The sequence below is a fragment of the Nocardioides sp. DN36 genome, from assembly GCF_055380375.1.
In genome coordinates this window covers 3923499-3935923 of record NZ_AP043823.1, presented here as the reverse complement: position 1 = coordinate 3935923, position 12425 = coordinate 3923499, and the positions used below count along the sequence as shown (strand labels likewise).

At 73.5% G+C, this 12425-nt stretch carries 10 protein-coding genes; 5 read left to right on the top strand and 5 right to left on the bottom strand.

Features of this window, described 5'->3' with window-relative positions; translation table 11 throughout:
• Window positions 1–56 precede the first annotated feature (56 nt).
• Entirely contained in the window at window positions 57–1256 is a 1200-nt protein-coding gene (locus ACZ43H_RS19855) for a serine/threonine-protein kinase (RefSeq protein WP_464585797.1), read from the top strand.
• Here ACZ43H_RS19855 and ACZ43H_RS19850 read toward each other — a convergent pair.
• The 3 genes from ACZ43H_RS19850 to ACZ43H_RS19840 form a co-directional block, all read right to left on the bottom strand.
• Complete coding sequence (locus ACZ43H_RS19850; RefSeq protein ID WP_464585795.1) at window positions 1238–2632, bottom strand: hypothetical protein; 1395 nt, start codon at window positions 2630–2632, stop codon at window positions 1238–1240. The two genes, ACZ43H_RS19855 and ACZ43H_RS19850, sit on opposite strands and share 19 nt — an antisense overlap.
• Before the next feature lie 61 nt (window positions 2633–2693).
• Entirely contained in the window at window positions 2694–2816 is a 123-nt protein-coding gene (locus ACZ43H_RS19845; protein ID WP_464585794.1) for a hypothetical protein, read from the bottom strand.
• Window positions 2813–4012 (bottom strand): hypothetical protein, encoded by a 1200-nt coding sequence (locus tag ACZ43H_RS19840; RefSeq protein WP_464585792.1) that lies wholly within the window; start codon window positions 4010–4012, stop codon window positions 2813–2815. Before ACZ43H_RS19840 ends, ACZ43H_RS19845 begins: the two co-directional genes overlap by 4 nt.
• 161 nt (window positions 4013–4173) lie before the next feature.
• Here ACZ43H_RS19840 and ACZ43H_RS19835 point away from each other — a divergent pair, with 161 nt between their 5' ends.
• From ACZ43H_RS19835 to ACZ43H_RS19820, 4 genes are read left to right on the top strand one after another with little or no spacing between them, the layout of a single operon-like run.
• The gene (locus ACZ43H_RS19835; protein ID WP_464585790.1) at window positions 4174–5523 is read left to right on the top strand and encodes a threonine dehydratase; all 1350 of its coding nucleotides are present in this window, start codon (window positions 4174–4176) and stop codon (window positions 5521–5523) included.
• Between the two features lie 4 nt (window positions 5524–5527).
• Window positions 5528–6346, top strand: a complete 819-nt coding sequence (locus tag ACZ43H_RS19830) for a deoxyribonuclease IV (RefSeq protein WP_464585789.1) — start codon at window positions 5528–5530, stop codon at window positions 6344–6346.
• The gene (locus tag ACZ43H_RS19825; RefSeq protein ID WP_464585787.1) at window positions 6343–7518 is read left to right on the top strand and encodes a lipid II:glycine glycyltransferase FemX; all 1176 of its coding nucleotides are present in this window, start codon (window positions 6343–6345) and stop codon (window positions 7516–7518) included. Before ACZ43H_RS19830 ends, ACZ43H_RS19825 begins: the two co-directional genes overlap by 4 nt.
• Window positions 7515–8597, top strand: coding sequence for an alanine racemase (locus ACZ43H_RS19820; protein WP_464585786.1), 1083 nt, complete (start codon window positions 7515–7517; stop codon window positions 8595–8597). The genes ACZ43H_RS19825 and ACZ43H_RS19820 overlap by 4 nt, the downstream gene beginning before the upstream one ends.
• Here the strand turns inward: ACZ43H_RS19820 and ACZ43H_RS19815 are convergent.
• On the bottom strand, window positions 8590–10035 hold the full coding sequence (locus ACZ43H_RS19815) for a glycosyltransferase family 87 protein (protein WP_464585784.1): 1446 nt from the start codon (window positions 10033–10035) through the stop codon (window positions 8590–8592). The two genes, ACZ43H_RS19820 and ACZ43H_RS19815, sit on opposite strands and share 8 nt — an antisense overlap.
• Window positions 10032–12344, bottom strand: a complete 2313-nt coding sequence (locus ACZ43H_RS19810; protein ID WP_464585782.1) for a transglycosylase domain-containing protein — start codon at window positions 12342–12344, stop codon at window positions 10032–10034. Before ACZ43H_RS19810 ends, ACZ43H_RS19815 begins: the two co-directional genes overlap by 4 nt.
• Between the last annotated feature and the right edge of the window lie 81 nt (window positions 12345–12425).

Here is a 12425-nt window from a genome sequence, read left to right as displayed (position 1 = left end):
AATCCCTGCCCCGGCGCCGGAGTGAACCCGCCGCCCGCTGGGTATCGTCCCCCGCGATGACCGAGAGCAGCAGTCCCCAGCCGGGCCACCCGTCGAGCCCCACCGCGTCGCAGGCGCCCTCCCAGGCACCCTCGCAGGCACCCTCGCAGGCACCGCCCCCGCCCCTGGCCGGCCGCTACGTGCTCGTCGACCAGATCGGCGCCGGCGGCATGGGCTCGGTCTGGCGCGCGTGGGACCTGCGCACCGGCCGCTTCGTCGCGGCCAAGGTCCTCGGGCAGCACGACGGCGGCATGCTGCTGCGCTTCGTGCGCGAGCAGTCGGTCCGCATCCAGCACCCCCACGTGGTCGCGCCCAGCGGCTGGGCCGCCGAGGACAACCTGGTGGTCTTCACCATGGACCTGGTCCGTGGCGGGTCGGTGCAGACACTGCTCGGCGACCACGGCCCGCTCCCCGAGAGCTACGTCGCGGTCGTGCTGGACCAGACGCTCCAGGCGCTGGAGGCGATCCACGGCGCGGGCGTGGTCCACCGCGACATCAAGCCGGCCAACCTGCTGCTCGAGGCCACCGGCACCCGCCGGCCGGTCGTGCGGGTGGGTGACTTCGGCGTCGCCGCGCTCGTCGACGACGTGCGGCTCACCCGCTTCCCGGGGGCCATCGGCACCGACGGCTACATGGCGCCCGAGCAGGTCCGCGGCGCGGCGCCCGACCCGCGGCAGGACCTCTACGCCACCGGCGTGGTCGCCATCCAGATGCTCACCGGCCTCTCCCCGCGCCAGCAGCAGGGCGCCCCGCCCGGCGTGCTCAAGCCGCTGCTCGACGCGATGACCAGCGCCGACGTCGAGCAGCGGCCCCCGTCGGCGTCGGCCGCCCTCGACTACCTGCGCCGGCTCGGCGTGCCCCCGGGGGCGCCGTGGCAGGACGACCCCGAGCCGCCCGAGGTCTTCGACCAGCTCGGTGACGTCGCGGTCCCCGCCCACTCCCCCGCGCCCACCTCCGGGGCTCCGTCCGGCGCGCCCTCGGGCGCCCCGGCCCACGGCGCTCCCGCTCACGGCGCTGCGTCGTACGGCGCGCCCGCGGGCCCGCCGTCCGGGTCGCCGTCCGGGTCGTGGAGCCCGTCCGCGCAGGACGGGCCGGCCACGACGGTCCGGGGCGCCGCGCCCGCCGCGGGCGGGTCGTCGGCGACGCTGATCGCGATCGCCTGCTTCGTCGTGGCGCTGGTGCTCAGCGCGGTCGCGCTCTACCTCGTGGTCGGCTGACGGCGCCGGCTCCGCACCAGCAGGACCACCCCGGCGACGACCAGCAGCGCCGCACCTGCGGCCAGGCCGGCCACGACCGCGACGTTCGTGCCCTCGTCCTGCCGGTCGGACGCCGTCGGCTCACCGGCCCCGGACGTCGACGCCTCGGAGGGGTCGTAGGCCACCGGCTCGGCTCCCGTGGGTGCCGGCAGTGCGGTGGTGGTCCCGGCGTACACGGGCTTCCTGCCCCGCTCGTAGAGACCGGTCGGACCCTTGACGCCCGGTCCCAGCGTCATCGGCAGGGTGGCGTCCTCGTCACCGGTGACGTTCCCGGCGTAGACCGCGATGTAGTACAGGCCGGGCTCCGCGGTCAGCGGCGCCTCGCTGTCGAAGTAGTCGGTGGGCTTGTAGTCGGTGCGTGAGCGCGGCGAGACCAGCCAGCCGTGCGTCTCGACGGTGACCGGCGCGGAGCCGAGCGTGGCGGTGGGCTGGTGCCGGTCGGTGTCCAGCTCGCCGACGCTCACCACGCCACCCACGGGCGAGACCAGGCGGATCTCCACGCCCGCGCCGCCGTTGTTGCCCTCCTCGTCGGTGATGGTGGCCAGGGCGTCGAGCTCCTCGTTGAAGCCCAGCGGGACGGCGAACCACGACACCCGCCCCAGGGGCAGGTCCACGTGCACCGAGTCGTCGGGGGCCAGCACCGGCGCGTCGGTCATGGAGGTGCCGGGCTCGACGCTCAGCTCGGGCGGGCCGGGTGCGTAGACCTCGGCGCTGCCGTAGCCGGTCGGCGGCAGCTGGTCGAGGTTGGTCGCGGGCGCGGCCTCCCAGACGTCGAGCTCGTAGGGGACGTCGGCGGGCAGCTCGGTCCCCTCGTTGCTGAACACCAGCAGGAAGAACTCGTCCGCCTCGGCGCACTCCGGCTTGGGGTTGGAGAACCCCGCGTGCGTCGACAGGGGCATCAGCCGGGCGCGCTGCTCCTTGTCGTAGATCGTCCGGCCGCACACGACCAGGCTGCCGTCGGGGTTGCGCACCAGCAGCACCGCCCGGGGCCGCTCGCGACGCTTCGTGTGCTCGGGGTCCAGCACCGTGACGCCGAACATGACGGCCGAGCCGTCGATGGTGCGCCGGAACTTGTAGATGTTCTCCTGCGAGGTGGCCGCGGTCTTGTCGACGTAGCGACCCGAGGTGATCGTCGCCGCGGTCTCCGCCGTGTCCCCACCGTCGACGGGGGTCAGTCCCTCGGGCACCACGACCCCGGAGCCGTCGGCCATCGAGGCGGGCGCCGCGGCGGCGGGCAGGGCGGGGACGAGCCCGGCCGCGAGCAGCACGGCCGCGCCGAGGGCGCTCGTCGCACGGGCGGGGACGGGTCGACGGCGCAGGGCGCTCAGGTGGCTCACCAGGGTTCTCCGGTCAGGTCGGTGGGGCTGCTGTCGTGGTTCGCGGGACAGGTCGGGCGACTCATCGGCGACGGCCCGTCGTGAGGGCGACCAGGCCGGCGAGCAGCGCGACGCCGGCGACCGCGAGCAGGCCGAAGGCGAGGCCCCAGGGCCGGGTCTCGGCGAGGAGCAGCAGGGCGGTCACGGGTTCGCCCTGCGACGGACGAACAGGACGGCGCCGGCGGCCGCGAACGCCGCGGCGGTGGCGAACAGCCCGCCCACCAGCGGCCAGGGTGGAGCGCTCGGGTCGGAGGCGGCCGACGAGGTGGATCGCTCGCCGGGCGCCGAGCCGTTCACGAACGGCATCGGAGGCGGGTCGTCGGCGTACTCCGGCGGCTTCGGGGCGTAGTCGGTCACCGTGGCCACGGTGAGCGTCACGTCCACCCCGCTGCTGGGGGCGTCCTCGGGGGCGGTGTCGATCGACAGGTAGTAGTCACCGGCGAAGGCGGCCGGCGCCTGGTCCGCGGGCCCCTCCCGGTTGCGCCAGGCCACCGTCGGCGTCACCCAGCCGGCCGGGTCCCCCGACCCGTCCAGGGTGATCTCGCGGGCCTCGGGCCCGCCGCTGTACGCCGTGTCGCCGAGCGTGCCGCCCAGCGGCGTGAACCAGCGGGCCTCCACCGCGGCGTAGCCGCGGGCCCGGGTCCTGCTGGTGGCCTCGACCTGGGCGTGCTGGCCCCAGGTGAGCGGGATCCGGAGCAGGGCCGGCTCGCCGGGGTCGACGTGCACGGAGTAGGTGCCCTCGGAGACCTCGGGGGCGTCGGTGAAGGTGCGCCCGGCCACGACCTGCTGCGGCTGGGAGTCGGCGCCGGTCCGGCTCCAGACCACCGACAGGCTCTTCTCGGGCAGCATGGCCTCGTTGGTCACCGGCGGCTCCTCCCAGACCACGAGCTGGAAGTCACCCGGAGGCACGTCGGACTGGGCCGTCCGCAGCACCACCGAGCCGGCCTGCCGGCAGGCGGCCGACCGGTCGGTGCTGAACAGCTCGCTGGCGATCCCGCTCTGGCCCGCGGTCGACGACAGGGACTCGTAGCCGACGCACGGCTCGCCGGTCCCGTCCGGGCTGCTCTCGAGGGTGAGGGTGGGCGAGGTCGTCCTGGTGCTGCCGGGCACGAGCGCCGTGGCGCCGTACCAGAGCGTGCCGTCCGGGTCGTCGCGCTGCACCTCGACGTACTGCTCCTCCGTGCCCTGCGCGACCGGCACGGTGTAGAGGCCGCTGCCCACGAGGGTCGTCTCCTGCACGTTGGTGCCCGGGGTCACCGGCTCGCCGGCGAACCCGTGCCCCTCCGCCGCCACGGCCGCGGGGGCGGCGAGGACCAGCACCCCGAGTCCGAGCGTGGCCACGGCCCGCATCCTGGCGGCAGTCACCCGAGAGTCCCCCTTGCACCGTTCGCTGGTTCCGGTCACGGCCGGGGTCTACGGTGAACCGCGGCGGCCGCTGGGAACAGGCTTCCACGCTGCCGCCGGCCGAAACATCGCGGGCTCGACACGAGGAGGTCTCCACCGTGACCGACACGGGTGCGGACGACGCCGCCGAGGTGGCGGCGGGGCGGCGCCACCAGCAGGAGGAGCTGTACGGCGCGCCCGTGCAGGCGCTGCTGGACCGGGTCGCCGAGCACGTCGGGCTCGACCTGCGCGAGGTCGCCGGCACGATCGGGGTGTCCGTGCCGATGCTGACGGCGGTGGCCGAGGCCCGCCGGACCCGGATCGGCAACCCCGTCGCCACCACCCGGCTGTCGATGCTGCGCGACCTCGCCGACCACCTCGCGTCCGGGGCCGCCGACCCCGGCGACATCCCGGTGTCCGTGGCCCAGATCGCCGTCGCCACCGGCCCGCTGCCCGCGAGCGGCGCCACCGTGGTGGCGCCGTCCTCCCGGGCGGGTCGGTCCGACACCGGCTCGGCCATCACCCTCCACTCGCTCCGCGCGGCCACGGCGCGGGTGCGCGACCACGTCCCGGTCACTGCCACCCTGCGCTGGCCGCTGCTCGAGCGCTTCACCGGCACGACCACCTTCGTCAAGCACGAGAACCACAACCCCACCGGCGCGTTCAAGGTGCGAGGCGGCCTGAACTTCGTGGCCCGGCTGCTGGCCGCGGGAGACCCGCCGCCCGGCCTGGTCTCGGCCAGCCGCGGCAACCACAGCCAGAGCCTGGCCCTCGCCGGGCGCGTGCACGACGTGCCGGTGACGATCGTGGTGCCCGAGGGCAACTCCGCGGACAAGAACCAGGCCACCGAGGCGTACGGCGCGGAGGTGGTCGTGCACGGGCGCGACTTCCAGGAGGCCGTCGAGCACGCCGAGCTCCTCGCGACCGAGCGCGGGCTGCTGATGGTGCCGTCGTTCCACCCGTGGCTGGTCGAGGGCGTGGCGACGTACGCCGCCGAGCTGCACGAGGCCGTGCCCGACCTCGACGTCGTCTACGTGCCCGTCGGCATGGGCAGCGGCATCTGCGCCAACATCACGGTGCGCGACCTGCTCGGACGCGGGTGCGAGGTCGTGGGTGTGGTCGCCGAGCGTGCGCCGGCGTACGCCCTCTCCTTCGCGGCCGGCGAGCCGGTGCCGACCGAGACGGCCGACACCTTCGTGGACGGCGTGGCCTGCCGCACGCCGCACCCGGAGGCGGTGGCCACCATCAGCACCGGCGCGGCCCGCTTCGTGCGGGTCAGCGAGGAGCAGGCCGCCGAGGCGATGGCGCTGATGTACCGCTGCACGCACAACCTCGCCGAGCCTGCGGGAGCCCTGGCGCTGGCCGGGCTGCTGGCCGAGCGCGAGCGGGTCGACGGCGCGAAGGTCGCGGTCGTGCACACCGGGGGCAACGCCGACTTCGAGGTCCTGCAGCGTGCCTTCCTAGGATGACCGGATGAGCATCAGCATCGGAGCCCACGTCGACCAGACCGACCCGATCGCCGAGGCGAAGGCCCGGCAGGCGCCGCTGGTGCAGTTCTTCCTCGGCGACCCGCAGGGCTACAAGGGCCCGGAGTTCGCCTACGCCGGCGGCGCCGAGGGCCTGCGCGCCGACGCCGAGGCAGCGGGCATCGACCTCTACGTCCATGCGCCCTACATCGTGAACGTCGCGACCACGAACAACCGGATCCGGATCCCGAGCCGCAAGCTGCTCCAGCAGCACGTCGATGCCGCCGCCGCGATCGGCGCCAAGGGCCTGATCGTCCACGGCGGGCACGTCAACAAGGCCGACGACCCCGCCAAGGGCTTCGACAACTGGCGCAAGGCCATCGAGGCGACCGACCTGAAGCTGCCGCTGCTGATCGAGAACACCGCCGGCGGCGAGAACGCCATGACCCGCTACCTCGAGCGGATCGCCGGGGTGTGGGAGGCGATCTCCACCACCGAGCAGTTCGACATGGTCGGCTTCTGCCTCGACACCTGCCACGCCCACGCGGGCGGCAACGCGCTCGAGACGGTCGTCGACGACGTACGCCGGATCACCGGCCGGATCGACCTGGTGCACTGCAACGACAGCCGGGACGAGTTCGACTCCGGCGCCGACCGGCACGCCAACTTCGGCAACGGCCGGATCGACCCCGACCTCCTCGCCTCCGTGGTCCGCGACGCCGGCGCGCCGGTGGTCTGCGAGACCCCCGGCGGCGCCGAGGAGCACCGGGCGGACTTCGACTGGCTGCGCGAGCGGCTGCAGCCGACCGGTAGCCTCGGCGGGTGACTTCCCCGCTCTCCGGCCCGCTGACCGTGCGCGAGGTGTCCGAGGAGCAGCACCTCGACTTCCTCCGCCACCGCCGCTCGGCGAGCTTCCTGCAGACCCCCGCCTGGGGCCGGGTGAAGTCGGAGTGGCGCCGCGAGTCCCTCGGCTGGTTCCGCGGCGACGAGCTCGCCGGCGTCGGGCTGGTGCTCTACCGACAGCTGCCGAAGGTCAGGCGCTACCTGGCCTACCTGCCCGAGGGCCCCGTCATCGACTGGGCCGACGACGACCTCACCGCCTGGCTCACCCCGATGACGGCCCACCTCAAGGCCCGCGGCGCCTTCGGCGTCCGGATGGGCCCGCCGGTGGTGACCCGTCGCTGGAGCGCGGCGCAGGTCAAGGAGGGCATCGCCGACGAGGCGGTCCGCCGGCTCGGCGACGTGCCCCCCACCGAGCGCGACCACACCGGCGCCCGCGTGGTCTCCCAGCTCGACGACCTCGGCTGGCGGCTGCAGGCGGTCGAGGGCGGTTTCGCGGCCGGCCAGCCGCAGTACAACTTCCAGATCCCGCTGCGCACGCCCGACGGGGAGGCCCGCACCGAGGACGACGTGCTCAAGGGCATGAACCAGCTGTGGCGCCGCAACATCAAGAAGGCCACCAAGGAGGGCGTCGAGGTCACCTCGTCGGCGACCGCCGCCGAGGCGCTGGAGAGCCTGCCCGCCTTCCACGACCTCTACGTCCACACCGCCGAGCGCGACCACTTCACCCCGCGCCCCCTCTCCTACTTCCGCACCATGGTCGAGGCGCTGGGGTCCGAGGAGCCGGACCGGATCCGGATCTACCTCGCCCGGCACGACGGCGACCTGGTCGCGGCCACGATCGCGATCCGGGTCGGCGGCCACGCGTGGTACTCCTACGGCGCCTCCTCGACCGCGAAGCGCGAGGTCCGCGGCTCCAACGCCGTGCAGTGGGCGATGATCCGCGACGCCCTCGCGGCGGGCGCCGACGTCTACGACCTGCGCGGCATCACCGACACCCTGGACCCCGACGACTCCCACGTCGGCCTGATCCAGTTCAAGGTCGGCACCGGCGGCGAGGCCGTGGAGTACGCCGGCGAGTGGGACCTCCCGCTCAACCGCCCGCTCTACAAGGCGTTCGACGTCTACATGGCCCGTCGCTCGGGAGGCCGCGGATGAGCCTGGTCCTCACCGTCGACGGCGAGCGCTGGCGGGCCCACCTGCGCTCGGTGGCCGAGGCCAACCCCGGCCTGGTGCCGGTCGCCAAGGGCAACGGCTACGGCTTCACCGTGGGCCGGCTGGCCCGCCGCACCCAGTGGCTCGCCGACCAGGGCCTGGGCGGCGACACCCTGGCCGTGGGCACGTACGACGAGCTCCCGCACGTCGCGGACCGCTTCCGGGGCGACCTGCTGGTGCTCACCCCCTGGCGACCGTTCGGGGTCGCGCTGGAGACCGACCCCGACCTGGCACCACGCCTGGTCCACACGGTGGGTCGCATCTCGGACCTGGCCGACCTGCTGGCGCGCCAGCCCGACGCGCGGTTCGTGCTCGAGCGCGTCACCAGCATGCTGCGCCACGGCCTCTCGGCCCGCGACCTGTGGGCGGCCGCCCGGATGCTCCACGACCACCCGCAGGCGCGGCTCGAGGGGGTGGCGATGCACCTGCCGCTCGCCCAGGGCTCGCACCTGTCCGAGGTGAGCCGGCTGATGAACGACGTCGTGGCCGCCGAGCTCCCTGAGGGCCACGGCGCCACGACCGTCTGGGTCAGCCACCTGACCGGGGACGAGCTGGCCCGGCTGCGCGCGTCGTACCCCGACTTCAGCGTGCGCCCGCGCATCGGCACCAACCTGTGGCTCGGTGACCGCGGCGCGCTGCGGGTCACCTCCACGGTGCTCGACGTCCACCCGGTCGAGCGCGGCGACGTCTTCGGCTACCGCGGCCGCACCGCGCCCAAGCACGGCCACATCCTGGTGGTCAGCGGTGGCACCGCCCACGGCATCGGTCTCGAGGCGCCGACCGGCGACGGCTCGATCAAGGCGCGCGCGGCCACGCTGGCGCGCGGCGGCCTGGACGCGGTCGGCTTCGTGCGCTCGCCGTTCTCCATCGACGGCAAGCAGCGCCTGTTCGCGGAACCGCCGCACATGCAGGCCTCGATGCTCTTCCTGCCCCACGGCGCGCACGTGCCCGAGGTCGGCGACCGGATCGACGTGCGGGTCCGGTTCACGACCACGGCCTTCGACCGCGTCGTGGTCAGCTGACCGGGCCGGACCTCAGCGCCAGCGACGGCTCCGGCCGGGGCCGGGGCACCCAGTCCCCGCCCCGGACGGGGTCGTGCCGCGGCCGCAGCACGTCGCGCGCCACCAGGACCACCAGGTAGAGCTCGGCGGCCATCCGGGCGAGCACCGCGAACCAGTAGAAGCCGGCGTCGCCTCCCGCGGCGGGCGCGAGGTAGCCGCCGAGGTACCACCACACGGCGGCGAAGTAGAGCACCTCGCCTGCCTGCCAGACGAGCTGGTCGCGCCAGCGCGGCCGGGCGAGCACGGCGAGCGGCAGCAGCCACAGGACGTACTGCGGCGAGTAGACCTTGTTGACCAGCAGGAAGCCGGCGACCACGAGGAAGCCCAGCTGCGCCAGCCTCGGTGTCGAGGGGGCCAGCAGCCCGAGCACCAGGACCCCGAAGCACCAGGCCGCGAAGAACAGCCACGAGACGACGTTGATGGTGTGCACGGCGACGGTGTCGTCGGTCGCCTGGGCGATGACCAGCCAGATCGAGCCGAGGTCGGCGCCGCGGTCGGAGTTGAAGGTCCAGAAGACCCGCCACTGGTCCGGGCCGGTCAGGTAGGCCGGCAGGTCCGCCACCACCCAGGCCACGACGGCCGCGCCGGTCGCGGTCGCGAACGCGCGCCACTGCCGGCGCCGCGCGCAGATGACCAGCAGCCCCCCGAGCAGGAAGAGCGGGTAGAGCTTGGTGGCGGTGCCGAGGCCGATCAGGACGCCGGTGAGGACCGGACGGTCCCGCGACCAGGCCCACAGGGCGCCGGCGACCAGTCCGACCGCGAGCAGGTCCCAGTTGACCAGTGCCGTCAGCGCCAGCGCCGGGGACAGCGCGAAGAGCGCGGCGTCCCAGGGTCGGCGCGGGTTCACACCCGCCAGGAACCAGGCGGCGAGCAGCGCCACCGCCGCCATGCCCAGGGCGTTCACGGCGACGAACAGCCGCGACTCGGCCTTGACCTGGTCCGTGGCGGCCAGGGCGTCCGGCGACCGGGAGTACCTCGGCTCCAGGTCGGGCGACCCGCTCAGCCAGTGGGTGACCCATGCGGTCCCCCAGGCCCAGTAGGAGATCCCGACGGGGTACTCCATGACGTCGTACCGCGCCCGCACCTGCGCGTCGTCGGTGTAGGGCCAGTTCAGCTCCACGAGGCCGCGGCCGGTGTAGAGGTAGGGCAGGTCGGAGTAGCACATGTGGGAGTAGCGGGCGTCGCCGTCGAGCCACGAGTCGTGGTAGCAGTCGGCCTTCTGCACCATGCCGAGCGCGAAGCACAGCGCGGTCAGGGCCAGCACCACCCGGACCGGCGTCCACCACCGGTGCCGCCCCGCGTGCTCGCCCACGGGCCCGCCGACACCCTCGCTCAGGGCCGCGACGACGGGGTCGTCGAGGGTGGGGTGGACCCGCTCGTCCCCCGTGCCGGACGTCACCTGCTGACGAACCGGCGCTGCTCGCTCGCCACGCCGTTCCCGTTCCCGGGCTTGGTCGGCGACGGGTTCCCCGGGTTGGACGGCGACTGGGACGGTGACTGCGAGGGCGAGGAGCTGCCGGACGGCGGGCAGCCCAGCGGCCCGCAGGTGTCGCTCGGCGACGGCTGCGAGGTGGTCGGCGACTGGCTCGGCGACGACGAGCTCGACGGGGACCTGGTCGGGCTCTGCGAGGGCTTCTTGGTCGGCGACGGCTGCTTGGTCGGCGACGGCGGCGGCGTGTAGGGGGCGTGGCCCTCCTCGGGCGCCACACCGTCGACGTACGCCGGCGGCGGGAACGCCTCGACGGGCAGGCCCTCCATGTCGCGCTTCATGACCGCGGTCCAGGTGTCGGCCGGGTAGTCGGCACCGAAGTACGACGGCAGCCAGCCGTCGAGCTGCTCGTTGCCCTTGCCGCGGACGTACATGACGGCCGTGGACAGCTGCGGCGTGTAGCCGACGAACCAGGCCGAGGAGACGTCGTCGTCGGCGTTGGTCGCGGTGCCGGTCTTGCCGGCCGCCGGCCGGCCGAGCGCGAGGGCGGCGGTGCCGGTGCCGTGCTGGACCACCTGCTGCATCGCGTAGGAGGTGTCCGCCGCGATGTCCTCGGGGATCGCGTCCTTGGTGGCCTGCTTGTAGGACCAGAGCGTCTCGCCGCTCTTGCTCACGACCTTGTCGATCACGTGCACGTCGGCGCGCTGGCCGCCGTTCGCGATGGTCGCGTAGGCGTTGGCCATGTTGATCGGCGCGACGGTGGCCGAGCCGAGCGCGATGCCGGTGACGGGCTCGAGGCCGGGGCTGGTGTCGAGGTGGTTGTAGCCGGAGCGGTTCTTGTCCCACTTCGGGATGCCGAGGGCGTTGGCGGTCTCGAGGATCTTCTCCGGCCCGTCGCTGCCCATGGACATGGTCAGGTCGGCGTAGGCGGTGTTGATCGACTCCTCGGTCGCGGTGATCATGTTCACCGCGGAGCCGTAGTCCTCGCCGAGGCCGTCCGGGCCGGTGCCCTCGTTGCGCACCCGGTCCCCGGTGCCCTCGCCGTTGTAGTAGTACGGCGAGTTGCCGTCGAAGGTGTCCTTGAGCGAGAAGCCCGCCTTCAGCCCGGCCGCCAGCGCGAACGGCTTGAAGGACGACCCCGGGGCGCCGCCGGTCTCGGCCCAGTTGATCTGGGACTGCACGTAGTCCTGGCCGCCGTAGAAGCCGCGCAGCGCGCCGGTCCCCGGCTCCACGCTGGCGACCGCGATGTGCAGCTGCTTGTCGGAGAAGCCGTCCGGCCGGGCCTCCATCACGCCCTGCTCGGCGGCGTCCATCGCCTTCTTGGTGAAGGTCGTCGTGACCCGCAGGCCGCCACCGTCGATCTGCTCGTCGGTGAAGTCCAGCGCGTGCAGCTCGTCGCGGACCATCGAGAGCATGTGGCCCTTCTGGCCGCCGTACTGGCTCTGCGCCTGGATCTTGGGGAAGGTCGGGAGCCGCTTCCCGGCCTTCTCGGCCTGGTCGGCGGAGATGTTGCCCTGGTCGGCCATGCCGTTGAGCACGTAGGCGTAGCGCTCCTTGAGGTTGGCGCGCGCGTCCTTGCCGTTGGCGGGGTCGAACAGGGTGGGGTTGTTGAGCACGCTGGCGAGCACGGCGGCCTCGCGCAGCGTGAGGTCCTTGGCGTCCTTGTCGAAGTAGGCGCGCGAGGCGGCCTGGACGCCGTACGCGCCGCGGCCGAAGTAGATGGTGTTGAGGTAGCCCTCGAGGATCTGCGACTTGCTCAGCTGCTTCTGGATCTTCAGCGAGAGCACGGCCTCCTTCAGCTTGCGCTGGTAGGACCGCTCCTGGGTCAGGTAGAGGATCTTGACGTACTGCTGGGTGATCGTCGAGGCGCCCTGGGTGGAGTTGCCGCGCGCGTTGCTGAAGGCCGCCCGGAGGATGCCCTTGGGGTCGATGCCCTTGTCGGTCCAGAACGACTTGTTCTCCGCGGCGACCACCGCGTCCTGCATCTTCTGCGGGATCTCCTTGAGGGGGATCGACTCGCGGTTCTGGGTGGCGTACTGCCCCAGCTCGGTCTTGCCGTCGGCGTAGTAGACGAACGACGTCTGGGTCTGGAAGTCCTTGTTGGGGTTCGGGATGTCGATGGTGCGGTACAGGTAGAAGAAACCACCCGCCACCACCAGCGCGCCCACCAGCGCCGCGACCAGGAGCCACTTCCCGACACGCTTGAGCCGCGTCTTGTTGCTCGAGGGGGGCTTGGGGGACGACTTGGCGGGGCCCGCGGCCCTGCGCTTACCACTCAACTTCGGCTCTCCGGGGACTCGGGAGCGCGTTCGACGGTACGTCGAACCGCGCGCTCGGCGGGGGCGACCTCAACAGGGTAC

Bases quoted from the DNA above. Each gene is read 5' to 3' on its own strand.
- ACZ43H_RS19855 (WP_464585797.1), top strand. From the start codon at position 57: ATGACCGAGAGCAGCAGTCCCCAGCCGGGCCACCCGTCGAGCCCCACC.
- ACZ43H_RS19830 (WP_464585789.1), top strand. From the start codon at position 5,528: ATGAGCATCAGCATCGGAGCCCACGTCGACCAGACCGACCCGATCGCC.
- ACZ43H_RS19820 (WP_464585786.1), top strand. From the start codon at position 7,515: ATGAGCCTGGTCCTCACCGTCGACGGCGAGCGCTGGCGGGCCCACCTG.